The 26,801-nt window shown below is 60.1% G+C and carries 22 protein-coding genes; 18 read left to right on the forward strand and 4 right to left on the reverse strand.

What is annotated here, in order from left to right:
• Window positions 1-147: 147 nt before the first annotated feature.
• The 7 genes from AC3ISR_RS09095 (at window position 148) to AC3ISR_RS09125 (ending at window position 7,982) form a co-directional block, all read left to right on the forward strand.
• Complete coding sequence (locus AC3ISR_RS09095) at window positions 148-1,143, forward strand: LacI family DNA-binding transcriptional regulator (protein WP_318652598.1); 996 nt, start codon at window positions 148-150, stop codon at window positions 1,141-1,143.
• 148 nt (window positions 1,144-1,291) lie between these two features.
• Window positions 1,292-2,116 (forward strand): inositol monophosphatase family protein, encoded by an 825-nt coding sequence (locus tag AC3ISR_RS09100; protein ID WP_463984318.1) that lies wholly within the window; start codon window positions 1,292-1,294, stop codon window positions 2,114-2,116.
• A gap of 61 nt (window positions 2,117-2,177) precedes the next feature.
• Window positions 2,178-3,548 (forward strand): MFS transporter, encoded by a 1,371-nt coding sequence (locus AC3ISR_RS09105; RefSeq protein WP_463984317.1) that lies wholly within the window; start codon window positions 2,178-2,180, stop codon window positions 3,546-3,548.
• Window positions 3,549-3,617: 69 nt separating this feature from the next.
• On the forward strand, window positions 3,618-4,370 hold the full coding sequence (locus AC3ISR_RS09110; protein WP_329959603.1) for a porin: 753 nt from the start codon (window positions 3,618-3,620) through the stop codon (window positions 4,368-4,370).
• Between the two features lie 16 nt (window positions 4,371-4,386).
• Window positions 4,387-5,664 (forward strand): histidine-type phosphatase, encoded by a 1,278-nt coding sequence (locus AC3ISR_RS09115; RefSeq protein ID WP_463984315.1) that lies wholly within the window; start codon window positions 4,387-4,389, stop codon window positions 5,662-5,664.
• Window positions 5,665-5,733: 69 nt separating this feature from the next.
• Window positions 5,734-7,020 carry a histidine-type phosphatase gene (locus AC3ISR_RS09120; RefSeq protein ID WP_463984314.1) on the forward strand — a complete coding sequence of 429 codons (1,287 nt, stop codon included), beginning with the start codon at window positions 5,734-5,736 and terminating at the stop codon, window positions 7,018-7,020.
• 47 nt (window positions 7,021-7,067) lie between these two features.
• Window positions 7,068-7,982: a DUF808 domain-containing protein gene (locus tag AC3ISR_RS09125; RefSeq protein WP_192298813.1), complete on the forward strand. Its 915-nt coding sequence runs from the start codon at window positions 7,068-7,070 to the stop codon at window positions 7,980-7,982.
• Between the two features lie 53 nt (window positions 7,983-8,035).
• Here the strand turns inward: AC3ISR_RS09125 and AC3ISR_RS09130 are convergent, their stop codons facing one another.
• Window positions 8,036-8,824 carry an MlaA family lipoprotein gene (locus tag AC3ISR_RS09130; RefSeq protein ID WP_192298814.1) on the reverse strand — a complete coding sequence of 263 codons (789 nt, stop codon included), beginning with the start codon at window positions 8,822-8,824 and terminating at the stop codon, window positions 8,036-8,038.
• The gene (locus AC3ISR_RS09135; RefSeq protein WP_192298815.1) at window positions 8,817-10,115 is read right to left on the reverse strand and encodes a serine/threonine protein kinase; all 1,299 of its coding nucleotides are present in this window, start codon (window positions 10,113-10,115) and stop codon (window positions 8,817-8,819) included. Before AC3ISR_RS09135 ends, AC3ISR_RS09130 begins: the two co-directional genes overlap by 8 nt.
• 237 nt (window positions 10,116-10,352) lie before the next feature.
• Here AC3ISR_RS09135 and AC3ISR_RS09140 point away from each other — a divergent pair, with 237 nt between their 5' ends.
• A complete protein-coding gene (locus AC3ISR_RS09140; RefSeq protein WP_192298816.1) occupies window positions 10,353-10,721 on the forward strand; it encodes a hypothetical protein in 369 nt (122 codons plus the stop codon).
• Window positions 10,722-10,834: 113 nt separating this feature from the next.
• On the opposite strand, the gene AC3ISR_RS09145 is transcribed toward AC3ISR_RS09140, so the two are convergent.
• A complete protein-coding gene (locus AC3ISR_RS09145) occupies window positions 10,835-12,388 on the reverse strand; it encodes a glycoside hydrolase family 17 protein (protein WP_463984313.1) in 1,554 nt (517 codons plus the stop codon).
• Window positions 12,389-12,720: 332 nt separating this feature from the next.
• Between AC3ISR_RS09145 and AC3ISR_RS09150 the strand changes: the two genes are divergently transcribed.
• From AC3ISR_RS09150 to AC3ISR_RS09160, 3 genes are all read left to right on the forward strand, one after another.
• Window positions 12,721-13,572: a glycine betaine ABC transporter substrate-binding protein gene (locus AC3ISR_RS09150; RefSeq protein ID WP_192298818.1), complete on the forward strand. Its 852-nt coding sequence runs from the start codon at window positions 12,721-12,723 to the stop codon at window positions 13,570-13,572.
• Window positions 13,573-13,847: 275 nt separating this feature from the next.
• A complete protein-coding gene (locus tag AC3ISR_RS09155; protein ID WP_192298819.1) occupies window positions 13,848-14,159 on the forward strand; it encodes a DUF485 domain-containing protein in 312 nt (103 codons plus the stop codon).
• Window positions 14,156-15,814, forward strand: a complete 1,659-nt coding sequence (locus AC3ISR_RS09160) for a cation acetate symporter (protein ID WP_192298820.1) — start codon at window positions 14,156-14,158, stop codon at window positions 15,812-15,814. The genes AC3ISR_RS09155 and AC3ISR_RS09160 overlap by 4 nt, the downstream gene beginning before the upstream one ends.
• Before the next feature lie 179 nt (window positions 15,815-15,993).
• Here AC3ISR_RS09160 and gltA read toward each other — a convergent pair whose 3' ends face one another.
• Window positions 15,994-17,283, reverse strand: a complete 1,290-nt coding sequence (gltA, locus tag AC3ISR_RS09165) for a citrate synthase (RefSeq protein WP_192298821.1) — start codon at window positions 17,281-17,283, stop codon at window positions 15,994-15,996.
• Between the two features lie 331 nt (window positions 17,284-17,614).
• Here gltA and sdhC point away from each other — a divergent pair, with 331 nt between their 5' ends.
• From sdhC to lpdA, 7 genes are all read left to right on the forward strand, one after another.
• The gene (gene sdhC / locus AC3ISR_RS09170; protein ID WP_177429371.1) at window positions 17,615-18,025 is read left to right on the forward strand and encodes a succinate dehydrogenase, cytochrome b556 subunit; all 411 of its coding nucleotides are present in this window, start codon (window positions 17,615-17,617) and stop codon (window positions 18,023-18,025) included.
• Complete coding sequence (gene sdhD / locus AC3ISR_RS09175; protein ID WP_016974690.1) at window positions 18,019-18,387, forward strand: succinate dehydrogenase, hydrophobic membrane anchor protein; 369 nt, start codon at window positions 18,019-18,021, stop codon at window positions 18,385-18,387. Before sdhC ends, sdhD begins: the two co-directional genes overlap by 7 nt.
• Window positions 18,388-18,390: 3 nt before the next feature.
• On the forward strand, window positions 18,391-20,163 hold the full coding sequence (gene sdhA / locus AC3ISR_RS09180) for a succinate dehydrogenase flavoprotein subunit (protein ID WP_192298822.1): 1,773 nt from the start codon (window positions 18,391-18,393) through the stop codon (window positions 20,161-20,163).
• 11 nt (window positions 20,164-20,174) lie between these two features.
• On the forward strand, window positions 20,175-20,879 hold the full coding sequence (locus AC3ISR_RS09185) for a succinate dehydrogenase iron-sulfur subunit (RefSeq protein ID WP_003172807.1): 705 nt from the start codon (window positions 20,175-20,177) through the stop codon (window positions 20,877-20,879).
• Between the two features lie 261 nt (window positions 20,880-21,140).
• A complete protein-coding gene (locus AC3ISR_RS09190; protein WP_192298823.1) occupies window positions 21,141-23,972 on the forward strand; it encodes a 2-oxoglutarate dehydrogenase E1 component in 2,832 nt (943 codons plus the stop codon).
• Window positions 23,973-24,016: 44 nt separating this feature from the next.
• Entirely contained in the window at window positions 24,017-25,237 is a 1,221-nt protein-coding gene (gene odhB / locus AC3ISR_RS09195; protein ID WP_192298824.1) for a 2-oxoglutarate dehydrogenase complex dihydrolipoyllysine-residue succinyltransferase, read from the forward strand.
• Window positions 25,238-25,337: 100 nt separating this feature from the next.
• Window positions 25,338-26,774: a dihydrolipoyl dehydrogenase gene (lpdA, locus tag AC3ISR_RS09200; protein WP_463984312.1), complete on the forward strand. Its 1,437-nt coding sequence runs from the start codon at window positions 25,338-25,340 to the stop codon at window positions 26,772-26,774.
• Window positions 26,775-26,801: the final 27 nt, after the last annotated feature.

Consider the following 26,801-nt stretch of genomic DNA (forward strand, 5'->3'; position numbering starts at 1 on the left):
CCAGTACAGGCGGTCGGGCATAGTAGCACCGGCTTCGTGAGGCCCTCAAGAATGGGCATTGGCCACTCTTTCCCTGTACCGCGTTTGCCATTACCGTAGCGGCTCTTTCGCAGTGGGCAGTGGCCGATGGACTCCTCTGAAAAAAACGTGATTACGTCCTTGGATGTGGCCCGGCATGCGGGTGTTTCGCGCTCGGCGGTGTCGCGTACGTTCACCCCGGGCGCCAGCGTGGCTCCGGCCACGCGGGAAAAGGTGCTGGCCTCGGCCAAGGCCCTGGGGTATCAGGTCAATATGATTGCCCGCACCATGAACAAGGGCAGCAGCAACTTCGTCGGCGTGGTCACGGCGGGGTTCGACAGCGCGTTTCGGGCCAGCCTCTTGAGTCCCATCGCCCACAGCCTGAGCCGTCGCGGCCTGATGCCCTTGTTGATGAACGCCGATGACCCTGCCCAGCTTGAGCAGTCATTGCAGGCGCTGCTCAGCTACCAGATTGCCGGGGTGATCCTTACCTCGGCCTCGCCGCCGTTGTCGGTGGTCCGGCATTACCTGGACCGGCAGATTCCGGTGGCGATGATCAACCGTGGCCATGAACTGGCCGGGGCCGAAGTGGTGGGCAGTGATAACCGTGCCGGTGGGCGTATGGCTGCCGATGCGTTGCTCAAGGGCGGTGCGCGGCGCCTGGCGTTTGTGGGCCAGGGCGCGCATAACTTCAGCAGCCGCGAGCGTTGGCTGGGGTTTTCCGAGCGTCTGGCCGAAGCGGGGGTGCAGGCGCAGACGGTGGTCAATGAGACCCCGGGTTACCAGGGCGGAATGCAGGCGGTGCCGGCGCTGTTCAGCCAGGGGGAAGGGCCGGACGGGATCTTCTGCGCAACCGATATGCTGGCGCTGGGGGTGATGGATGCCCTGCGTTTTTCGTTGCGCCTGCAGGTGCCGCAACAGGTGCAGGTCATCGGCTTTGACGACATCGCCCAGGCCGCGCAACTGGCCTATGACCTGACCACGGTGCGCCAGGACAACGTGGAACTGGCGCAACGCGCCGTCGACGCGATCGTCGCACGGGGTGAAAACTTCACGCGGGTCGCCCGGTTCGAGCCGGTGCCGGTGACCCTGATCCAGCGCGGCACTACGATAATTCAGAAATAAAATTTCAATAATTGCTTGAAGGGAAAATTTATTTCGTGTTGTATGGGCAGTAAGCGGTGAGTGGCTGGCCTATCCAAAGGGCCGTGCCTTCACTTTTTTTTTCCGGATCATTTGCACACGTGTGCAATCCATGCTGAAGGCCTTGTTTATGACGCAAGCAGAGACGTTACTGGACCGTGATCACCTGGCGGCGCGCTACGCGCTGGCGCGTCAGGTGGCGATGGATGCCGCGCAGCGTGGCATGGCGTATTACCGCAAGCGCGAGCAGTTGGATGTCGAACACAAGGATTCAGTCCCCCAGGATGTGGTGAGCATCGCCGACCGCGAGTTGGAGGTGTTTATCAAGGAGCGCCTGGCCGAGCAGTTTCCCGACGATGGCTTTGTGGGCGAAGAGGGGGGCCGCGCCGATTTGCAGGCACGTTGTGTCTGGGTGGTCGACCCTATCGATGGCACCAGTTGCTTTGTCAACGGCCTGCACACCTGGTGTGTGTCCATCGGCTTGCTGGTGGATGGCCAACCCTGGCTCGGCGCTGTGGCCGATGCCAATCACAACGAACTGTTCCACGCCTGCCGCGGCCTGGGCGCCTATGTGAATGACACGCCGATCCGGGTCAGCGCGGCGGCGGATATCCGCTACGGCGTAACCGGCGTGGGCACCTCCCATCGGCGCGGCAGCGAGCATTTCATCCCGTTTCTCTCCGGTCTGCTGACCGGCGGCGGCATGTTTATCCGCAATGGCTCCGGCGCGCTGATGATCGCTTACGTCGCGGCTGGGCGCTTGGTGGGCTACTACGAAACCCATATCAACAGCTGGGATTGTGCCGCAGGGCTGGTGCTGGTGAGTGAAGCCGGTGGCCGTTGCAGCGATTTCCTGCGTGGCGATGGCTTGCTCGGCGGCAACCCGCTGCTGGTGGCCAGTCCACAGGTGTACCCGCAACTGGCCGGGTTGATCGGCCCGTCACTGGAGGCTTGAGCGCGTTTCACCCTCTGCGTTTCAACGTACAGCGAATAATAACAATAGGAGACTGTCCGCCATGAAATCCCTGCTGTCCTTGTTTCACGCCGCGCCTGCGCAGCCATTGGTGGTCGACCCTGACGGGCGACGTTTGCGCCGGGTGCGCTGGCTGACCTTTTTGTCCATGTCGCTGAGCTATGCGCTGTTCTACGTGTGTCGGCTGTCCTTCAATGTGGCCAAGCCGGCGCTGGTGGGGCAGAACCTGCTCACTCCCACCCAATTGGGCATGATCGGTTCTGCGCTGTTCTTCACCTATGCGGTGGGCAAGCTGGTCAACGGTTTCCTGGCCGACCATGCGAACGTGCGGCGCTTCATGATGCTTGGGTTGCTGATCAGTGCGGTGGTCAACGCCTGCATGGGCCTGACCACCAATGCGATCCTCCTCACCCTGGCCTGGGGCCTTAACGGCTGGGCCCAGTCCATGGGCGTGGGGCCGTGCGTGGTGTCGTTGTCGCGCTGGTATACCGACAAGGACCGCGGCACGTTCTATGGTTTCTGGTCGATTGCCCACAGCCTGGGCGAGGCACTGACGTATATCGCCGTCGCCGCCGTGATCGTCACCTGGGGCTGGCAGTATGGTTATTTCCTCGCCACTGCCATGGGCGTACTCGGCATATTGCTGATCTACCTGTTTATGGCTGACTCACCGCAAAGCGCAGGCTTTGCCGAAGTGCACGGCGGCCGCGAAGACGCCGTGTCCAAGACCATCGGCAAATGGGGCGCGCAACTGGCACTGCTGAAAAATCCTGCGCTGTGGTTGCTCGCCCTGGCCTCCTGCCTGATGTATATCGGCCGCTATGCGGTGATTTCCTGGGGGGTGTTTTTCCTGGAAAACGCCAAGGGCTACAACACGTTGTCAGCCTCGGCGCTGATCTCTATCACCGGGGTGTTCGGCATTGTCGGCACGGGCCTGAGCGGGCTGGTTTCCGATCGCTTTTTCGGCGGCCGGCGCCATGGCCTGGCGGTGTTGTTCGGCTTGATGAACAGCGCTTCGTTGGGCCTGTTCCTGTTCCTGCCCGGCGGCCATTACTGGCTGGATGCAATGGCCATGATGCTGTTCGGCCTGTCCATGGGCGCGCTGCTGTGTTTCCTCGGCGGCCTGATGGCCGTGGATATCGCCGCCAAAAGCGCGGCCGGTGCGGCGCTGGGCATGATCGGCATTGCCAGCTATGCCGGTGCGGCCGCCGGGGAGATCCTTACCGGGGTCTTGATCGAGCATGGCACCACCCTGGCCCAGGACGGCGGCAAGCTGTACGACTTCCACGCCCTGTCGTTGTTCTGGCTGGGTGCCTCGCTGATTTCGGTCTTGATGACCGCGTTGTTCTCCGGGCAAATCCATCGCCGCAAGCGAACACAGCGGCTGTTGGTCGATAAACCGCTCACAGACTGATCATCCCTTTTTCAACCGTTCCGAGTCGTCGGAAGCGGTACCGCTGCGCGCTCGAAAAGTGACGCAGTGGTGCCATCCACAATAAAAATAACAGGTGAAGACATGAAGAAATTGAGTGCTGGGCAGCATAAGAAAGCGTTGAGGCGGTATACGTTTATTGGCCTGGTCATTGCCTCGACCACCACCCAGGCACTGGAACTGGATTACCAGCACCAGTATTCGGAAGTCGAGCGAGAGCATAAGGACAAGGTGATGCTGACCCAGGCCCTGGACAATGGCTTGGCGTTTTCCTTCGAAGCGGTGATGGCCACGGCTCCCGACGGCGACGGCCAGCCGGGCAAGGCGTTTTCCCGCCTGACCAAGGACGAGCTCAAGGCCAAGGTCAAGTACAGCCACAAGTTGGGGGCCCACTGGAAGGTCAAGCCCAAGTTCACCTATGCCGACGGCAAGGATAAGAAATCCTACAAGCCGGCGCTGAAAGTGTCTTATGCCATCACCGACCGGTTCTCCATTACGCCGGGCTATTACCACAAGCTCACGCGCTACGACGAAGAGGGCAAGGCCGATAAGCACGACAATGCGGTCGAGCTGGGTGCCAAGTATAAATTCGGCCTGTTGTCGGTCGGTGTCGGGCGTAAGCAGATTTACAGCAACCAGATTGTGTTCGACGGCACACGCAAGAACTACAGCAACAAGGTGTTATTCGAATACAAACTGACCAAACGCCTGACTCCGTACCTGGAAGTGGCCGACGTGTATGTCGACAAGAACACTGACCAGCGCCAGGCCCGCTACCGCGTGGGCTTCTCCTACGAATTCTGATCCAAGGAACCTGAATATGACCCTACTCAATCGTACGGGCCTGGCGTTGGCTGCGCTGACCCTGTGTACCGGCCTCCAAGCGTCCGAAACCGACCACTATGTGCTGGAAAAAGCCGTGCAGGTCAGCCGCCATGGCGTGCGCTCGCCTACCGATACCGACAAATTGGTCAAGGCCACCGGCCGTGCCTGGACCCCCTGGCTGGTGCAGGACGGTGAGCTGACCGGCCATGGCTACCTGGCTGCCAGTTACATGGGCGCCTGGCAGGCGGCGTATTACCGGGAGGCCGGGCTGTTGGCCAGTGGCTGTCCGCAACCTGGCAGCCTGGTCGCGGTGGCCAGCCCCAAGCAACGCACGCGCTCTACCGCGGCGGCGCTGCTGGATGGCATGTTTCCTGGCTGTGGCGAAAAAGCCCTGGCGCGCACCCAGCCGGACCCGTTGTTCCAGACCGACGAAATGCCGTTCGCCAAACTCGATCCGGCCATGGCCAAGGCGCAGATCCTGCAAGCCCTGGGCGGTAACCTGCAAGCCGCCCAGGAGCGCTTGCGCCCGGACCTGGAGCGCCTGAAGAGCGCGGTGTGCGAAGTGGGCAAGGCGTGTCCGTTTTTCGACACGCCGTGGGTGTTGAAGGAGGGCGATGGCGGCCGGTTCAAGATCAAGGGGCTGGACAAGGCGTCGTCGATGGCCGAGACCATTCGCCTGCAATACAGCGAAGGCATGCCCCTGGCCGATGTCGCCTTCGGCCATGCCCGCGATGCCGCGCAAGTCTCGGCCCTGGGGCGCCTGCACCGGGCCAAATATGACTTCATCAATGACACGCCGTACATTGCCAGCCGTGGCGGCTCGCAGTTGATGAACCAGATTGTGCTGGCCCTGGAGCAGGGCACGCCGATGGAGAAAAACGATCCGCTGGGCAACCCGCCGGCGGCGCGCCTGCTGATGCTGGTGGCTCACGACACGAATATCTCGCACTTGCGTACGATGCTCGGGTTTACCTGGCAGTTGGGCGAGTACCAGCCAGGCAATATCCCGCCCACCGGCACCCTGGCCTTCGAGCGCTACCGCGACACCCAGACCGGCGAGCGCTTTGTACGCACGCGGTTCATCACCCAGGGCATGGATCAGATACGTGCCTTGCAGCGCCTGAGTCCGGAGCATCCACCGTTGCAGGCCGATTTCGATCAGCCGGGCTGCCGGCACACCTCGGTCGGCACCCTGTGTCCGATGGCGCAGTTCGTCGAGCGCACGGGGCGTGCCATCGACCGCTCGGCGCTGACGGCCTACCGCTATCCCTGACCCGGCGCGGCCACTCCCGCTCGCTCCGGGCGGGGATGGCCATCCGTAGACCCGACACAGGACACCGTTATGTTCACTTGCTTCGTAAGATTCACCCCGCTGGTCCTGGCCAGCCTGATTTCACTCCAGGTCCACGCGGCACCCGCCGATGACTTTGTGCTGGACAAGGTGGTGCAGGTCAGCCGTCACGGCGTGCGTCCACCCACTGACAGCGCGAAACTGGCCAAGGTCACCGGCCGTGCGCAACCCCGTTGGTCGGTGCCGGATGGGCATTTGACCGGTCACGGTTACGCTGCGGCGGTGGAAATGGGCCGCTATCGCGGCCAGGTTTTGCGCTCCGCCGGCCTGTTGCCCGATGGTTGCCCGGCGTCCGGGCAAGTGTTTGTGCGCGCCAGCCCGTTGCAGCGCACCCAGGCTACGGCCTTGGCGCTGCTCGACGGGTTGTTTCCGGGCTGTGGCCTGCAGCCTAGCGTGGTGCAGGGCGACAAGGATGCATTGTTCCAGGCCGACAAAATGCCCTTTGCCCGCCTGGACGCGCAACGTGCCGAAGACAGCGTGCTCGCCCGCATGGGCGGCAGCGTCGCCGGCGCACAGGCCCGCTACCGGGACGCGGAACAACAACTGCGCAACGTGATCTGCGCGGGCTCCGCCCCATGCAGCTACGCCGAGCAACCCTGGCAATTGACCCAGGACGAAGATGGGCGGCTGGCGATCAAGGGCCTGGGCACGCAGGCCAACCTGGGCGAGACGTTCCGCCTGGAGTACAGCGAAGGCCTGCCGCTGGACCAGGTCGCGTTTGGCCACGGGCGCAGCGCGCGGCAAGTGTCCCAGTTGACGGCATTGACCAAGGCCAAATACGACTTCATCAATGACAGCCCTTACATCGCCAGCCGTGGCGGCTCGCAGCTGATGAACCAGATTGCCCTGGCGCTCGGACAAGGCACGCCCCAGGCCAAGGACGATCCCCTGGGGATGCCGCCCGACACACGCTTCACCCTGCTGGTGGCCCATGACACCAACATTTCCTACCTGCGCACGCTGCTCGGGTTTCGCTGGAGCCTGGGCGACTACCTGGAGGGCAATATCCCGCCGGTGGGCAGCCTGCAATTCGAACGCTACAAGCAGCTCTCGAGCGGACGCTACTTCCTGCGGGTCGCGTTCGAGGCCCAGTCCTTGGAGCAGATTCGCCAGTTGACGCCGCTGACAAGGGCCCAGCCGCCGCTGCATGCCGATATGACCGGCACTCAGGGCTGCATCACGGCATCGGTGGGGGTGTTGTGCCCATTGGACGCTGCCTTGCAACGGTTGGATCAAAACATCGACCGTACCGCGTTGACGCCGTACCACTATCCATAACCCTGTCAGCCACCTATCCTCGGCAAAACTTTTCCGAGGAATGGAACATGGCAGGCAGCAGCTTACTGGTACTGATCGACGACATTGCCGCCGTGCTCGATGACGTTGCGTTGATGACCAAAATGGCCGCCAAGAAAACCGCCGGCGTGCTCGGCGATGACTTGGCGCTCAACGCCCAGCAGGTCAGCGGTGTGCGCGCCGAGCGGGAAATTCCCGTGGTGTGGGCGGTGGCGAAAGGGTCGTTCGTCAACAAGTTGATCCTGGTGCCCGCGGCGCTGTTGATCAGTGCGTTCGCGCCGTGGGCGGTCACGCCGTTGTTGATGCTCGGAGGCGCCTACCTGTGCTTTGAAGGCTTCGAGAAGCTCGCGCATAAATTCCTGCACAGCAAGGCGCAAGACCAGGCCGAGCACGCGCAGTTGGTCGAAGCCGTGGCGGACCCGGCGACCGATCTGGTGGCGTTCGAAAAGGACAAGATCAAAGGCGCGATCCGCACCGACTTTATCCTCTCCGCCGAAATCATTGCCATCACCCTTGGTACCGTGGCGGATGCGCCGCTGATGCAGCAGGTGATCGTGCTGTCGGGCATTGCCATCGTCATGACCATTGGGGTTTACGGCTTGGTGGCCGGCATCGTCAAGCTCGATGACCTGGGCCTGTGGCTCACTCAAAAGCCAGGCCAAGCAGCGCGCAGCATCGGCGGCGCGATCCTGCGGGCGGCGCCATACATGATGAAGAGCTTGTCGGTGATCGGTACGGCGGCGATGTTCCTGGTCGGCGGCGGCATCCTTACCCATGGCGTGCCGGTGGTGCATCACTGGATCGAGACCGTCAGCCTGGGCGCGGGTGGGGTGGCGTGGTTGGTGCCGGTATTGCTCAATGGCCTGGCGGGGATTGTCGCGGGGGCGGTGGTGCTGGCGGTGGTCAGTGTGCTGGGCAAGCTCTGGAACACCGTGAAGGCTTGAGCGTCGCGGCATAAAAAAAGGCCATTCTTTCGAATGGCCTTTTTTGTGGCGGGTTACTCGGCGATCTGCAATTTGCGTGATTCCGTATAGATGTAGCGCACCTTTTCATATTCGAACGGTGAGTTCATCTGCCCATAGCGGAAGCTGGTCTGGTAGCGCTTGTCTACCGCGCGCAGGGCCCAGATTTCCGGGTGGTTGGAGCTGACTTCGGACACGTTGAGGAAATTGATCTGGCTTTCGGCGCTGTAGTCGACGATCAGGCCGGTGGTGTCACGCAGGTTCGACGGGCCGAAGACCGGCAGAACCAAGTACGCGCCGCCGGGTACGCCGTAGAAACCCAGGGTCTGGCCGAAGTCTTCGCTCTGGCGCGGCAGGCCCATGGCGGTAGCCGGGTCCCACAGGCCGGCGATGCCGATGGTGGTGTTGAGCAGCAGGCGCCCGCTGGTTTCCAGGGAGCGATGGCCCTTGAGTTGCAGCAGGCTGTTCAACAGGTTGGGCACGTCACCCAGGTTGTTGAAGAAGTTGCTCACGCCGGTGCGCAAGAAGCTTGGGGTCACGTAGGTGTAGCCGTTGACCACGGGCAGGAACACCCATTGGTCGAAGCGGTAGTTGAAGTGGTACACGCGACGGTTCCAGGCCTCCAGCGGGTCGTAGACGTTGAGTGCGGTCAGCGACGAGCGTTCGAACTCACGCTGGTCCATGCCGGGGTTGAACTTGAGCTTGGACAGTGGCTCCTTGAAGCCATCGGCGTCGACCTTGGTCGGTTCGTGGGCCTTGCTGTTGTCGGCATTGGCCACGCCCGCACACATCAAGGCGGCGAGCAGCAGAAGATATTTAGCCACGGAAGAACTCCAGCATGGCGTCGGCGTTGACGCGGTAATTGAGGTTGCCGCAGTGGCCGCCCAGCGGGTAGACGGTCAAGCGATCGCCGAAGGTTTTACGCAGGAAACCCAGGTCGCCAGGGCCGAGGATCACGTCGTCGGCGTTGTGCATGACCGCGATTTTCTTGCTGTTGTGCAGGTAGTCCTTGAGGGCGTACAGGCTGACCTGGTCAACCAGTTGCAGCAGGCTGCCGCCGTCAGAACGCGCGCGCCACATCGGGATCACTTGTTCGGTGAGGTAGCAGTCGAAGTCGCATTGCAGCGCACGCTTGAGGAACGGCGTGAGGCTGGTGCCTTCGGTGATCGGGTACTTCGGCGGGATGATCAGGCCGCGGCGGTTGATCAGGTCCGAGGTAAAGGCAATATCGGCCGCCGAGAAGCGGAACGAGGTGCCGATCAGCATGGCCATCTGTTCGTTGGTCAGGTGCTGCTTGGATTGCTGGAAGTCGTAGAGCAGGGCGTCGTTGAGGTCGATATAGCCCTTTTGCTGGAAGTAGCGGGTCAGCTTGCTCAGCACCAATTCATAAAAGGTGGTGGTGTTGTTGATGCCCTTCACCTCGGTCTGTACCAGCTTGTCGAGGTTGGTGATCGAGGTGTAGAGGTTGACCGGCGGGTTCAGCAACAGGACTTTCTTGAAGTTGAAGCTGCGACGGGTCTCGTCCAGTTTGGCCACGAACGCCGCGTCCAGGCCGCCGAGGCTGTAGCCGGTGAGGTAGAAGTCGGTCACCGGCAAGGAGGCGTTTTGCGCACGCACGGCTTGCATCACGCGGTACATGTCTTCGGCGTCTTCCTGGGTGATCCCCGGGGTGGCGAAGCGCGAGGCGGCGCTGATGAAGTCGAAGCTGGTCGGCGACGACAGCTGCACCACATGGTAGCCGGCTTGGTAATACAGTTTTTTCAGGTATTCGTTGATGCTGCTGTCAAACCGCGCACCCGTGCCGGCGATCAGGAAGATCAGCGGTGCGGCGCGGTCCTGCTTGGCGATGCGGTAGGTGAGCTTCTTTACCGGCCAGAAGTTGTCGGGCAGGCTGAATTCGCGCTCGGGACGCATCGTCAGGGTGTAGTCGGACTGGTTGATCTCGTCGTCGCTCGGCAGTTTTGGCCGAAGGTCGGGCGGGGTGGTGGCGATGGTCGCTTCAAACGGGTTGGTCAAAGGGTAGCCATAGCTGGCTTGGTCAATATCGACCGCCAGTGCTGACGCACTCAGAAAAAGGCTGCCCAAGAGGGCGGCACAGCGCAAGGAACGGAGCATGACTAAATCCCTAAGAGGAAACGTGCTTAATGAAGTTCGCAGGCTATGACCACCGCGTTGTCGCCGAAGTGCCATCACTCGGCACGAAATGTCGGTAAATAACGTCGGAATCGGGGTAATAGTTGCCAGACGATACACTTTGCCACGCGTTGATGGACACAAATTGTGTGTATGCGCCTTGCTAACGGCTGCCGGGGCATTAAGCTGAGCGCCGTTTTTGCCTATCGGAGTGCCCCCATGTCCCGTCGTTTGCCGCTGATCCTGCTGCTTATTGCCCTGCCGCTATGGCTGGCCGCCAGTTATGGCGCGCGCTACGGTTTTATGGAGGATGGCAGCTGGGTGGGGATCTGCGCCGACGAAGCCGGGCGCTGGGAGTGCCAGTTGCGTTCGAACCTGGGCTTGATGATCCACTTCAAGGTGCTGGGCTGGGTGGCGTTGGTGGCGTCGCTCGTCGCATTTTTTGTGCCGGGCCGCGTGGGCTGGTGGCTGGCGTTGCTGGGGATGGTGTTCGGGTTGCCGGCGTTGGCGTTGTACAACACCACGTTTGCGGTGTTTGCGCTGGTGGTTGCGGGGTTGCGGTTGGTCAGGAAGCCTCGGGTTGCCTGATAGGGTCCCATCGCAGGCAAGCCAGCTCCCACGTTTGAGCGCATTCCAAAGGATGTACTCGGTCAACTGTGGGAGCTGGCTTGTCGGGTCGCCGCATCGCTGCGATAGCGCTCTTAAGCCTTGCGCACCCGCAAGCAGCGCCACAATGCCCCTACCATCAATACGCTGACCAGTGCCCAGCCCCAAGCCTGCTGGTTCATCAGCCCCTCACGGTACAACTGCGGCGCAACGCCGGCGCCAATGATGAAGGCCAGCAAGGCGATCTCCCGGCGCGGACCAGTGACCGGACGCACCAGGTAAACCAACGCCGGCAACACCAGCGCCGCACTCGGGAAGCTGCGATAACGCGGGTCAAACACCAACGCCAGCATCATCACGGCCCCCGCAAAACCGGCAATCGCCACTAGCCAGCCCGCACGTTGCTCCAGCCAGTTGAACGCCCGTTCACGCCAACTGTCCCGGGCACTCAAGGCCAGGGCGGCGTGGGCCAGTACCAGCAGGTTCAGCAGCACCAGCAAGCCGGCCCACACCCATTCATCACCAAAGCGTGCAGTGACGCGGGTGAGTTCGGCCCACGTCCCGATGGAACAGGCCGCCACCGCGCCCAGCAGCGGCAGGGCAAGCGCGGCACGCGCGCTGCGCACGCGGCCACCCAGTGCCAATGTGCCCAGCAGGATCAGCCCGCCCACGCCCAGCCACAGCGGCCAGTACGGCACGTTGGTCACCGGCCCGGCGAGGATGCCCTTGTCCTGGCGGTCCGCATCGAACAGGCCCCAATAGCCACCCACGGCACCTTCACTGGCGCGTTTCCACGGTTGGTCAAACGCTTCGATCAGGTTGTAGTGCCAGCCATTGGCCTCGGCCATGGCTACAAAACCGCGCATGAATTTGGCCTCGTTGACCCGGCTCGGCACCGCGGTTTCACGCTGGCGCCCTTCGCTGGGCCAGCCGGTTTCGCCGATCAGCACATCCTTGGGCGCGAATTTGTTGCCAAAGGTCTGGCGCACATCGCCGACATGCTTGAGCGCCTGGTCGATGCCGGACGGATCATCTTCCCAATAGGGCAACAGGTGAATGGTGAGGAAGTCCACTGCCGGGGCGATTTGCGGGTGTTGCAGCCAGAATTCCCACACATCGGCGTAGGTCACCGGCTGCTTGATCTGGCTTTTGACGGTGTGGATCAACGTCACCAGCTGCTTGGCGGTGACTTCCTTGCGCAACAGCGCCTCGTTGCCAACGATCACCGCGGTGACGACATCAGGGTTGGCGTTGGCCGAGGCGATCAGTTCGTTGATTTCCTTTTCGGTCGCGACGGGATCACTGCTGACCCAGGCGCCCGCCATGACCTTCAGGCCATGCTTGCGTGCCATCTCTGGCAGGGCTTCCAGGCCGGTCATGGAGTAGGTGCGGATGCATTCAAAACGGGTGGCCAGCAAGGCGAGGTCCGCGTCCATGCGTTCGGGGCGCAGCTTGAACGGCTGGTCGAACGGTGATTGGTCCTTGTCGAACGGCGTATAGGACGCGCATTGCATCTTGTGGCTGGCGCTGGCCACATCCGGCAGCACCACGGGACGGCCGAGGCCATACCAGTAACCGACCAGGGCCAGCAGGCCGAGGATCAAGGCGAAGAAATAGGGTAGGGCAGGGAAGCGGGCAGTCGCAGGCATGGTCGGCTTATCTGGGAGAGCAAAGGCGCGCATCTTACCCGGATTTGGCCGGTCCCAGTGGGGCCACATGATTTTGACATGCAAAGTTCGGGCGGAATTTTGACGTCATTTCCTACAAAGCCTCCTGCTGGCGTTGTGATGTCGTTTCTTGCTTGGGTAAGGTCGCTGACAGAGCAGGTTCCAAGTCCCGACGGGTTGATGATCGAGGTGTCAGCACTCCACTGACGCCGCAGCAGCCGGATCGATGCGCGTGATGGGAGCGCGGCGCACCACATAACAACAGGTTGACGTCGCTCGGCATCCGCCGGGCGCAGCACTTTCGGGGAAGTACGATGAAGATGCGACGACTCTTGGGCGCAGCTGCCACTCTGGTAGTTGCGATGAGCTCCACACTGGCCAGCGCCGACAGCAAAACCCTGAGCATCGGTTACGTGGACGGCTGGTCCGACAGCGTTGCCACCACCCACGTGGCGGCAGAGGTGATCAAGGCCAAGCTCGGTTATGACGTGAAACTGCAAGCGGTCGCCACCGGGATCATGTGGCAGGGTGTGGCTACCGGCAAACTCGACGCCATGCTCTCCGCCTGGCTGCCAGTGACCCACGGTGAGTACTGGGCCAAGAACAAGGACAAGGTGGTCGACTACGGCCCCAACTTCAAGGATGCAAAAATCGGCCTGATCGTGCCGGAGTATGTGAAAGCCAAGTCCATCGAAGACCTCAAGACCGACACCACCTTCAAGAACAAGATCGTCGGCATCGACGCCGGTTCAGGCGTGATGCTCAAGACCGACGAAGCCATCAAGCAGTACGGCCTCGATTACAAACTGCAAGCCAGCTCGGGCGCAGCGATGATCGCCGAACTGACCCGCGCCGAAGACAAGCAGGAATCCATTGCGGTCACTGGTTGGGTGCCACATTGGATGTTTGCCAAGTGGAAACTGCGTTTCCTGGAAGATCCAAAAGGCGTTTATGGCGCTGCTGAGACCGTCAACAGCATCGGCAGCAAGGGCCTGGAGGCGAAAGCGCCGGAAGTCGCGGCCTTCCTGAAGAAATTCCAGTGGGCCTCCAAGGATGAGATCGGCGAAGTCATGCTGGCAATCCAAGAGGGCGCCAAGCCCGATGCAGCAGCCAAGGACTGGGTAGCCAAGCACCCTGAGCGTGTTGCCGAGTGGACCGCTAAATAACCCTTCACCTGTAGCAACAAGCACGCCGCCAACCTGATGTGGGAGCGGGCTTGCCCGCGATTGCAGTGTGTCAGCCGATCGATTCGGTACTGACACGCCGCCTTCGCGGGCAAGCCCGCTCCCACACTTATTTGACCCTTTGCAAATCCTCCTGCGTTCACACAATCCCTCGCTACACTCGATCTAAGACTAAGGTCGTCTGGAACCTCTACGGCAGCCGCATACAGTGGATACGTTCCAAAATAATAAAAAGCTGTGCTGCGAGGATAAAAACAATGAACGACAGCATTTACCTCTCGATTCAAAACAGCCCGCGTTTCAAGGAGCTGGTGAGAAAAAGGGAACGATTCGCCTGGATTCTCTCGGCGATCATGCTCGGGCTTTACTCCGCTTTCATCCTGTTGATCGCCTACGGGCCACAAGTGCTGGGGGCCAAGATCAGCCCCGGTTCCTCGATTACCTGGGGTATTCCCCTGGGCGTCGGGCTGATTGTGTCTGCCTTCGTCCTGACCGGCATCTACGTGCGCCGCGCCAATGGCGAATTCGACGACCTGAACAATGCGATTCTCAAGGAGGCTGCGCAATGATCGGGCGTCTACTGGCAGTATTCGTCGCTTCGCTGTTTGCTCCGGCCCTCTGGGCTGCGGACGCATTGACCGGTGAAGTGCACAAGCAACCCCTGAACGTGTCGGCCATCGTGATGTTTGTCGCGTTTGTCGGCGCCACCCTGTGCATCACCTACTGGGCGTCCAAGCGCAACAAATCGGCGGCCGACTACTATGCGGCCGGCGGCAAGATCACCGGTTTCCAGAATGGCCTGGCGATTGCCGGTGACTACATGTCGGCGGCGTCCTTCCTGGGGATTTCCGCGCTGGTGTTCACCTCCGGCTACGATGGCCTGATCTACTCGATCGGCTTCCTGGTGGGCTGGCCGATCATTCTGTTCCTGATCGCCGAGCGCCTGCGTAACTTGGGCAAGTACACCTTTGCCGACGTGGCGTCCTACCGCCTCGGGCAAACCCAGATCCGCAGCCTGTCGGCCTGTGGCTCGCTGGTGGTGGTGGCGTTCTACCTGATCGCGCAGATGGTGGGTGCGGGCAAGCTGATCCAACTGTTGTTCGGCCTGGACTACCACGTTGCGGTGATCCTGGTGGGCATCCTGATGTGCATGTACGTGCTGTTCGGCGGCATGCTGGCGACCACCTGGGTGCAGATCATCAAGGCAGTGCTGCTGCTGTCCGGTGCCTCGTTCATGGCACTGATGGTGATGAAGCACGTCAACTTCGATTTCAACGTGCTGTTCTCCGAGGCGATCAAGGTTCACCCGAAAGGTGAAGCGATCATGAGCCCTGGCGGCTTGGTGAAAGACCCGATCTCGGCATTCTCCCTTGGCTTGGCACTGATGTTCGGTACCGCCGGCCTGCCGCACATCCTGATGCGCTTCTTCACCGTAAGCGACGCCAAGGAAGCGCGTAAGAGCGTGCTGTACGCCACTGGTTTCATTGGCTACTTCTATATCCTGACCTTCATCATCGGCTTCGGCGCGATCCTGCTGGTCAGCACCAACCCGGCGTTCAAGGATGCAGCAGGCGCCTTGCTCGGTGGCAACAACATGGCGGCGGTGCACCTGGCCAACGCGGTGGGTGGCAGTATCTTCCTGGGCTTCATCTCGGCGGTGGCGTTCGCGACCATCCTCGCGGTGGTTGCCGGCCTGACCCTGGCCGGTGCGTCGGCGGTGTCCCATGACCTGTACGCCAGCGTGATCAAGAAAGGCAAGGCCAACGAGAAAGACGAGATTCGCGTGTCGAAGATCACCACCGTGGCCTTGGGTGTATTGGCGATCGGTCTGGGTATCCTGTTCGAAAGCCAGAACATCGCGTTTATGGTTGGCCTGGCGTTCTCCATTGCCGCCAGCTGTAACTTCCCGGTGTTGCTGCTTTCCATGTACTGGAAAAACCTCACCACCCGTGGCGCGATGATTGGCGGCTGGTTGGGCCTGGTCAGTGCCGTTGGCCTGATGATCCTCGGTCCGACCATCTGGGTCTCGATCCTGCACCATGAAAAAGCCATCTTCCCTTATGAGTACCCGGCGCTGTTTTCGATGGTCATTGCGTTCATCGGCATCTGGTTCTTCTCCATCACCGACAAGTCGGCGGCGGCAGAGAAGGAGCGTGCGCTGTACTTCCCGCAGTTTGTGCGTTCGCAGACTGGCCTGGGGGCGAGTGGGGCGGTTAATCATTGAGGCAGTTGCAAGCTTTAAGCTACAAGCTGCAAGTTAGAAGTAGTGTTGTGTAGAGAAGTACCCCTGTTGTGAGGCAGGGGTATTTTTTTGCTTGCGGCTTGCGGCTTGCGGCTTGCCGCTCACTAAATCCCAGCCAAAAAAAACGGCCTCATCAAGAGGCCGTTTTATTTGGCTGGGATTTAGTGCCGATCTTCCAGCTTGGTGATGTCACGCGACTCGTAGCCGGTGTACAGCTGGCGCGGGCGGCCAATCTTGTACGGGCTGGAGAGCATTTCTTTCCAGTGGGAGATCCAGCCCACGGTCCGCGCCAGGGCGAAGATCACGGTGAACATGCTGGTTGGAATGCCGATCGCCTTGAGGATGATCCCCGAGTAGAAGTCGACGTTCGGGTACAGCGAGCGTTCGATGAAGTACGGGTCGGTCAGGGCGATCTCTTCCAGGCGCATGGCCAGTTCGAGTTGCGGATCGTTGTTGATGCCCAGTTCCTTCAGCACTTCGTCGCAGGTCTGCTTCATGACGGTGGCACGTGGGTCGCGGTTCTTGTAGACCCGGTGACCGAAGCCCATCAACTTGAACGGATCGTTCTTGTCCTTGGCCTTGGCGATGAACTTGTCGATGTTCGAGACATCGCCGATTTCATCGAGCATGGTCAATACGGCTTCGTTCGCACCGCCGTGGGCGGGGCCCCACAGTGCGGCGATGCCGGCGGCGATACAGGCGAACGGGTTGGCACCCGAGGAGCCTGCCAGGCGCACGGTGGAGGTCGATGCGTTCTGCTCGTGGTCGGCGTGGAGGATGAAGATCCGGTCCATGGCCTTGGCGAGCGTCGGGCTGATCGGTTTGATCTCGCACGGGGTGTTGAACATCATGTGCAGGAAGTTTTCCGCGTACGTCAGGTCGTTGCGCGGGTACATCATGGGTTGACCCATGGAGTACTTGTAAACCATTGCGGCCAGGGTCGGCATCTTGGCAACCAGGCGGATCGCGGAAATTTCGCGATGCTGCGGGTTATTGATGTCGAGGGAGTCGTGATAGAAGGCCGACAGGGCGCCGACCACACCGCACATGACGGCCATTGGGTGGGCGTCGCGACGGAAGCCGTTGAAGAAGGTCTTCAACTGCTCGTGAACCATGGTGTGGTTCTTCACGGTGCTGACGAACTGGGCTTTCTGCTCGGCTGTTGGCAGTTCGCCATTTAGCAGCAGGTAGCAGGTTTCCAGGTAGTCCGATTTCTCGGCCAGTTGCTCGATCGGGTAGCCACGATGCAGCAAAATGCCATTATCACCATCGATGTAGGTGATCTTCGACTCGCAAGAGGCGGTCGACATGAAGCCTGGGTCGAATGTAAAACGGCCCGTGGCCGTCAGGCCCCGTACGTCGATAACATCGGGACCAACGGTGCCGGTTAAAATGGGCAGCTCGACGGGGGCTGCGCCCTCGATGATCAACTGCGCTTTTTTGTCAGCCATGTGGCCTCCTATTTATGCTTCAAATCATCAGACAGACCCCCCACGCAGGGCCCGCACCACTATATTGATATAAATCCAGATGTCAATTTGCCTAAAGTCTTGCACCAGAAGGCTTTAACCGTACTTTTTCCTCGAAATTGCCTGCCATTTACGCCTTTTATACCGCCAGCGCAATCAGCTATTAGGGTGAGGCAGGCGCGTTGTCATTAGTAACCTAACTGTCTATACTCGGCCACCGACCGCCAAGGGCTTTTGGGCTTGCTTTCATTGGGGGTCGCACTCCCTGGGTGGTGCTACCTGACCAGTGCACTCCCCTACAACTTTGCCCTGATTGTTAGGGGCTCTTCAGTGTGAAAAAAAAGCCGTGAAGAATAGCCAACGACCTGTAAACCTAGACCTAAGGACCATCAAACTCCCCATCACCGGCGTTACGTCGTTCCTGCACCGTGTTTCCGGCATCATCCTGTTCCTGGGCTTGGGCATCATGCTTTACGCATTGAGCAAATCCCTGGGTTCCGAGGAAGGTTACGCCGAGGTGAAGGCATGCTTGACCAGCCCGCTGGCCAAGTTCGTAGCATGGGGCCTCCTGTCCGCTCTGCTGTATCACCTGGTAGCCGGTGTGCGCCACTTGATCATGGATGCGGGTATCGGTGAGACGCTGGAAGGCGGCCGCCTGGGCTCGAAAATCATCATCGCCATTTCCGTGGTGCTGATCGTTCTGGCAGGAGTTTGGATATGGTAACCAGCGTTACGAACCTTTCGCGTTCGGGCCTCTATGACTGGATGGCACAGCGTGTGTCTGCGGTCGTTCTCGCGGCTTATTTCATCTTCCTGATCGGATACCTCGTCGCAAATCCAGGCATCAGCTATGAGCAATGGCACGGCCTGTTTTCCCATAATGCGATGCGAATCTTCAGTCTGCTGGCCCTTGTAGCCCTGGGCGCTCACGCCTGGGTCGGCATGTGGACCATCGCGACCGACTACCTGACGCCAATGGCGCTGGGCAAGTCCGCGACCGCAGTACGTTTCCTCTTCCAGGCAGTCTGCGGCGTCGCGATGTTCGCTTACTTCGTCTGGGGTGTGCAGATTCTTTGGGGTATCTGATCCATGGCTAACATTCCAACTATTTCATTCGACGCCATCATTATTGGTGGTGGCGGTGCCGGCATGCGCGCTGCGCTGCAGCTGGCACAGGGCGGTCACAAGACTGCCGTGATCACCAAGGTGTTCCCGACCCGTTCCCACACCGTATCGGCCCAGGGTGGCATCACCTGCGCCATCGCCTCCGCCGATCCGAACGATGACTGGCGCTGGCACATGTACGATACCGTCAAGGGTTCCGACTATATCGGTGACCAGGACGCTATCGAATACATGTGTCAGGAAGGCCCGGCTGCGGTGTTCGAACTGGACCACATGGGTCTGCCGTTCTCCCGTACCGAACAGGGTCGTATCTACCAGCGTCCATTCGGCGGCCAGTCGAAGGATTACGGTAAAGGCGGGCAGGCTGCCCGTACCTGCGCCGCTTCCGACCGTACCGGTCACGCGCTGCTGCACACCCTTTATCAGGGCAACCTGAAAGCCGGTACCACGTTCCTGAACGAGTACTACGCGGTTGATCTGGTGAAGAACTCGCAAGGCGAGTTCGTCGGCGTGATCGCGATCTGCATCGAAACCGGTGAAACCACCTACATCCGCGCCAAGGCTACCGTGCTGGCGACTGGCGGTGCAGGCCGTATCTACGCTTCGACCACCAATGCCCTGATCAACACCGGCGACGGCGTTGGCATGGCACTGCGTGCCGGCGTGCCGGTGCAAGACATCGAAATGTGGCAGTTCCACCCGACCGGCATCGCCGGCGCAGGTGTACTGGTTACCGAAGGTTGCCGTGGTGAAGGTGGATACCTGATCAACAAGCACGGCGAGCGTTTCATGGAGCGTTATGCTCCGAACGCGAAAGACCTTGCTGGTCGTGACGTTGTGGCCCGTTCGATGGTTAAAGAGATCATCGCCGGCAACGGCTGTGGCCCGAATGGCGACCACGTACTGCTGAAGCTCGATCACTTGGGCGAAGAAGTCCTGCATAGCCGCCTGCCAGGTATCTGCGAGCTGTCCAAGACCTTTGCTCACGTTGACCCGGTGGTTGCTCCGGTTCCGGTTGTTCCGACTTGCCACTACATGATGGGCGGCGTGCCGACCAACATTCATGGCCAGGCGATCACCCAGAACGCCGAAGGCGAAGACGAGATCATCCACGGCCTGTTCGCGGTAGGCGAAGTGGCTTGCGTATCGGTTCACGGTGCCAACCGTCTGGGCGGCAACTCGCTGCTCGACCTGGTGGTATTCGGCCGTGCTGCTGGCCTGCACCTGGAAAAAGCGCTGACCGACGGCATCGAATACGATGACGCCACCGACGCCAACATCGAAGCTGCCCTGGCGCGTCTGAACGCTCTGAACGAGCGTACTGATGGCGAAGACGTAGCAACCCTGCGTCGCGAGCTGCAAAGCTGCATGCAGAACTACTTCGGTGTGTTCCGTACCGGCGAGTACATGCAGAAGGGCATCGCCCAGCTGGCCGACCTGCGCAAGCGCATCGCCAACGTCAAGATCAACGATAAGAGCCAGGCGTTCAACACCGCTCGTATCGAAGCCCTTGAGCTGCAAAACCTGCTGGAAGTGGCCGAAGCGACCGCAATCGCTGCCGAGGTTCGTAAAGAATCCCGTGGTGCCCACGCCCGTGAAGACTTTGAAGATCGCGACGACGAAAACTGGTTGTGCCACACCCTGTACTTCCCGGGTGACAAGCGCGTAACCAAGCGTGCCGTGAACTTCTCGCCGAAGACGGTTCCGACGTTTGAACCGAAGATTCGGACTTACTAAGGGTGGCTGCCATGTTGAAAGTCAGTGTTTATCGCTACAACCCTGATCAGGACGCTGCGCCGTTCATGCAGGAATTCCAGGTCGATACCGGTGGTAAAGACCTGATGGTGCTGGATGTGTTGGCACTGATCAAAGAGCAGGACGAAGGTTTCTCTTATCGTCGCTCTTGCCGTGAAGGTGTGTGCGGTTCCGACGGCATGAACATCAACGGCAAAAACGGCCTGGCGTGCATCACGCCGCTGTCCGCCGTGGTTAAAGGTAACAAGCTGATCGTTCGCCCGCTGCCAGGTTTGCCGGTTATCCGTGACTTGGTTGTCGATATGAGCATCTTCTACAAGCAATACGAGAAAGTTAAGCCGTTCCTGCAAAACGACACGCCGGCTCCGGCCATCGAACGTCTGCAGTCCCCGGAAGAGCGTGAGAAACTTGACGGTCTGTACGAGTGCATCCTGTGCGCTTGCTGCTCGACTTCTTGCCCATCCTTCTGGTGGAACCCGGATAAATTCCTGGGTCCAGCTGCCCTGCTGCAAGCGTACCGCTTCCTGGCAGACAGCCGTGACACCAAGACCTCCGAGCGTCTGGCTTCACTGGATGACCCGTTCAGCGTATTCCGCTGCCGCGGGATCATGAACTGCGTCAACGTATGTCCCAAAGGCCTGAACCCGACTAAGGCCATTGGTCACATCCGTAACATGCTGCTGCAAAGCGGCGTGTAACTGACGTTGTAGCAAAGCAGGACCGTTGTGCCCGTAAATGCTGCGGCGCAGGCTTCAACCGGCGCCGTAGTTTTAACTTGAGCAGCGACTTACAAAGCCGCAGCTCTTATTTTGAAGAAATGAGACAAGCAGGGGCATTCGGGTTGGTACCCGAACTATCAGCGTGATCCTAAGTGGCTTGTTTTGGTCGCTGCACTTGGCCTTTTGCAAGCAAACTCGGTGTTTTCGCCGGTGGTGTCCCCAAATCGAGGGTGACCAAGCATGCAAGAAAGCGTGATGCAGCGCATGTGGAACAGCGGCTATCTTTCAGGTGGTAACGCTGCCTATGTGGAAGAGCTTTATGAGCTCTACCTGCACGACCCTAACGCTGTGCCAGAAGAATGGCGCACCAAATTTCAGACGTTGTCTTCAGACGGCAACGCTGCCACCGATGTATCGCATGCAACAATTCGCGATCAATTTGTGCTGCTGGCAAAGAACCAGCGCCGCGCCCAACCGGTTTCCGCCGGCAGCGTGAGCAGTGAGCATGAGAAGAAGCAAGTTGAAGTACTGCGACTGATCCAGGCTTACCGGATGCGTGGCCACCAGGCGGCCCAGCTTGACCCGCTGGGGCTCTGGCAGCGTCCTGCACCTGCTGACCTGTCGATCAATCATTACGGCTTGACCAATGCCGATCTTGATACGACCTTCCGTGCCGGAGACCTGTTCATCGGCAAAGAGGAAGCGAGCCTACGCGAAATTCACGAAGCGTTGCAGCAGACATATTGCCGCACCATTGGCGCTGAGTTCACGCACATCACCGATTCCGAGCAACGCCACTGGTTCCAGCATCGTCTGGAAGGCGTGCGTGGTCGTCCGGTATTGTCCGCTGACGTACGCAGCCACCTGCTTGAGCGCGTGACCGCTGCCGAAGGCCTGGAAAAATACCTGGGCACCAAATACCCAGGTACCAAGCGTTTTGGTCTGGAAGGCGGCGAAAGCCTGATCCCGATGCTCGACGAGCTGATCCAGCGTTCCGGTTCCTACGGCACCAAGGAAATCGTGATCGGCATGGCTCACCGTGGTCGTCTGAACGTGTTGGTCAACACCTTCGGCAAGAACCCGCGTGAACTGTTCGACGAGTTCGAAGGCAAGAAGAAGGTCGAGCTGGGTTCCGGTGACGTTAAATACCACCAGGGCTTCTCGTCCAACGTGATGACCACCGGCGGTGAAGTTCACCTGGCCATGGCCTTCAACCCATCCCACCTGGAAATCGTTTCTCCAGTGGTCGAGGGTTCGGTCCGTGCGCGCCAGGATCGTCGCAACGACGCGACCGGTGAAAAAGTCCTGCCGATTTCCATCCACGGTGACGCGGCATTCGCCGGTCAAGGCGTGGTCCTGGAAACGTTCCAGATGTCGCAGACTCGCGGCTTCAAGACCGGCGGTACGGTTCACATCGTCATCAACAACCAAGTCGGCTTCACCATCAGCAACCCGCTGGACGCACGCTCTACCGAGTACGCCACCGACGTTGCCAAGATGATCCAGGCACCGATCCTCCATGTGAATGGCGATGATCCGGAAGCCGTGCTGTTCGTGACCCAACTGGCTGTCGACTACCGCATGCAGTTCAAGCGTGACGTGGTGATCGACCTGGTTTGCTACCGCCGTCGCGGTCACAACGAAGCCGACGAACCAAGCGGCACCCAGCCGTTGATGTACCAGCAGATCACCAAGCAGCGCACCACCCGTGAGCTGTACGCCGAAAGCCTGATCAAGGCCGGTGTGGTCGACGATGCACGTGTTCAGGCGAAGATCGATGAATACCGCAACGCGCTGGACAACGGTCTGCACGTAGTGAAGAGCCTGGTCAAAGAGCCGAACAAAGAGCTGTTCGTCGACTGGCGTCCGTACCTGGGTCACACCTGGACCGCGCGTCACGACACCTCGTTCGATCTGAAAACCCTGCAGGAACTGTCTGCCAAGCTGCTGGAAATCCCGGAAGGCTTCGTCGTACAGCGCCAGGTTGCGAAGATCTACGAAGACCGTCAGAAGATGCAAGCCGGCGGCCTGCCGATCAACTGGGGTTATGCCGAAACCATGGCATACGCGACCCTGGCGTTCGAAGGTCACCCGATCCGCATGACCGGCCAGGACATCGGCCGTGGTACGTTCTCGCACCGTCACGCGGTATTGCACAACCAGAAAGACGCGGGCACCTACGTGCCGCTCAAGCACCTGTACGAAGGCCAGCCACGTTTCGACCTGTACGATTCGTTCCTGTCCGAAGAGGCCGTGCTGGCGTTCGAATACGGCTACTCCACCACCACGCCTAACGCGCTGGTGATCTGGGAAGCCCAGTTCGGCGACTTCGCCAACGGTGCCCAGGTGGTTATCGACCAGTTCATCACCAGCGGCGAGCACAAGTGGGGCCGCCTGTGCGGTCTGACCATGCTGCTGCCACACGGTTATGAAGGTCAGGGTCCGGAGCACTCCTCGGCCCGTCTGGAGCGTTACCTGCAGCTGTGCGCCGAGCACAACATCCAGGTGTGCGTACCGACTACGCCGGCCCAGATCTACCACTTGCTGCGTCGCCAGGTGATCCGCCCGCTGCGCAAGCCGCTGGTAGTGCTGACTCCGAAATCGCTGTTGCGTCACAAATTGGCCATCTCGACCCTGGAAGATCTGGCCGAAGGCTCGTTCCAGACCGTGATTCCAGAAATCGATGCATTGGACGCGGCCAAGGTGACTCGCCTGGTCCTGTGCAGCGGCAAGGTCTACTACGACCTGCTGGAAAAACGTCGTGCCGAAGGCCGCGAAGACATCGCCATCGTGCGTATCGAGCAGCTTTACCCGTTCCCGGAAGACGACCTGATGGAGGCCATCGCGCCTTACACCAACCTCACCAATGTGGTGTGGTGCCAGGAAGAACCGATGAACCAGGGCGCGTGGTACAGCAGCCAGCATCACCTGCGTCGCAGCATCGGCAACCATAACAAGGCCCTGGGCCTTGAATACGCCGGTCGTGATGCTTCTGCTGCACCTGCGTGTGGTTATGCGTCGATGCACGCCGAGCAGCAGGAAAAACTGCTGCAAGATGCTTTCACTGTTTAACGCCTTCGCGCTGACTGAAACCGAATTTTAAGGACACACAGATAATGGCTATCGAAATCAAAGCCCCGTCATTCCCGGAATCGGTTGCCGATGGCACCGTTGCCACCTGGCACAAGAAACCAGGCGACGCTGTAAAGCGTGACGACCTGATCGTCGACATCGAGACCGACAAAGTTGTTCTGGAAGTGTTGGCCGAGGCTGACGGCGTATTGGGCGCAATCGTGGCTGAAGAAGGCGCTACCGTTCTGTCGAACCAGGTACTGGGTTCGATCGAAGAGGGCAGCGCTGCTGCCGCTGCTCCTGCTGCCGCTGCGCCAGCTGCTTCGGCACCTGCTGCCGCCCCGGCTGCTGGCGCTGAAGACCCGATCGCTGCTCCAGCTGCGCGTCAACTGGCTGAAGAAAACGGCATCAACCTGGCTTCCATCAAAGGCACCGGTAAAGACGGCCGTGTGACCAAGGAAGACGTGGTTGCTGCTGTTGAAGCCAAGAAAAACGCTCCAGCTGCCGCGCCTGCCAAGGCTGCTGCTCCGGCTGCCGCTGCCCCTGTGTTCGCTGCCGGCGACCGCACCGAGAAGCGCGTACCGATGACCCGTGTGCGTGCCACCGTGGCCAAGCGCCTGGTTGAAGCCCAGTCGAACATGGCGATGCTGACCACTTTCAACGAAGTCGACATGACCGAAGTCATGGCCCTGCGTTCGAAGTACAAGGATCTGTTCGAGAAGTCCCACAACGGCGTGCGCCTGGGCTTCATGTCGTTCTTCGTGAAAGCGGCCACCGAAGCGCTGAAACGCTTCCCGGCTGTCAACGCTTCCATCGACGGCAACGACATCGTTTACCATGGCTACGCAGACGTCGGCGTTGCGGTGTCCAGCGACCGTGGCCTGGTGGTGCCGGTCCTGCGTAACGCCGAACTGATGAGCCTGGCTGAAATCGAAGGCGGCATCGCCACCTTCGGCAAGAAAGCCCGTGACGGCAAGCTGACCATCGACGAGATGACCGGCGGTACGTTCACCATCACCAACGGTGGTACCTTCGGTTCGATGATGTCGACCCCGATCGTCAACCCGCCACAAGCTGCGATCCTGGGCATGCACAACATCATCCAGCGTCCGATGGCCATCAACGGCCAAGTCGTGATCCGCCCGATGATGTACCTGGCACTGTCTTACGATCACCGCCTGATCGATGGTAAAGAAGCCGTGACTTTCCTGGTGACCATCAAGAACCTGCTGGAAGACCCGGCTCGTCTGCTGCTGGATATCTGATATAAGCAGCGTCAAGTTGCGAGCTGCAAGCTGCAGGAAAAAGCAGCTTGGCTTGCAGCTTGACGCTTAAAGCTTGTCGCTAAATAGAGGATCTATTTTCATGTCGCAGAAATTTGACGTTGTAGTGATTGGTGCAGGTCCTGGCGGCTATGTTGCCGCCATCAAGGCCGCACAACTGGGCCTCTCGACTGCTTGCATCGAAAAATACACCGACAAGGAAGGCAAACTGGCACTGGGCGGTACTTGCCTGAACGTCGGTTGCATTCCTTCCAAGGCGCTGCTGGACAGCTCCTGGAAATTCCACGAAGCCCAAGACGGCTTCGCGATCCACGGCATCAACCATGCTGGCGTGACCATGGACGTACCAGCAATGGTCGGCCGTAAAGCCAACATCGTTAAAGGCCTGACTTCCGGCGTTGCGACCTTGTTCAAGGCCAACGGCGTCACTTCCCTGCAAGGCCACGGCAAGCTGCTGGCCGGCAAGAAAGTTGAAATCACCAAGCCAGACGGCTCGACCGAGATCATCGAAGCCGAAAACGTGATCCTGGCTCCAGGTTCGCGCCCAATCGACATTCCACCGGCTCCAGTCGACAACAACGTGATCGTTGATTCGACAGGCGCCCTGGAATTCCAGGCTGTTCCCAAGCGTCTGGGCGTGATCGGCGCTGGCGTGATCGGCCTGGAACTGGGTTCGGTATGGTCCCGCCTGGGTGCCGAAGTGACTGTGCTGGAAGCCCTGGACACGTTCCTGCTGGCTGCCGACACCGCCGTGTCCAAAGAAGCGCTGAAAACCCTGACCAAACAAGGTCTGGACATCAAGCTGGGCGCTCGCGTGACCGGTTCGAAAGTCAACGGTGAAGAAGTTGTTGTCAACTACACCGACAAGGATGGCGAAAAAACCATCACTTTCGACAAGCTGATCGTAGCCGTGGGTCGCCGTCCAGTGACCACCGACCTGCTGGCAGCCGACAGCGGCGTGACCCTCGACGAGCGCGGCTACGTGCACGTTGACGATCACTGCGCCACCACCGTGCCGGGCGTCTACGCCATCGGTGACGTGGTTCGCGGCATGATGCTGGCGCACAAGGCTTCCGAAGAAGGCATCATGGTTGTCGAGCGCATCAAGGGCCACAAGACCCAGATGAACTACGACCTGATCCCTTCGGTTATCTACACCCACCCGGAAATCGCATGGGTCGGCAAGAACGAACAGCAGTTGAAAGCTGAAGGCGTTGAAGTTAACGTCGGCACCTTCCCGTTTGCCGCTTCTGGCCGTGCCATGGCAGCGAACGACACCGGTGGTTTTGTCAAAGTCATCGCTGATGCCAAGACTGACCGCGTATTGGGCGTCCACGTGATTGGCCCAAGCGCTGCAGAACTGGTTCAGCAAGGCGCAATCGGTATGGAATTCGGCACCAGTGCCGAGGACCTGGGCATGATGGTCTTCTCCCATCCGACCCTGTCCGAAGCATTGCACGAAGCAGCGTTGGCAGTGAATGGCGGCGCCATCCACATCGCCAACCGCAAGAAGCGCTAAGCGAGATAATAAGAAACCACGGCGGAG

This window comes from Pseudomonas sp. GL_117 (genome assembly GCF_057835125.1).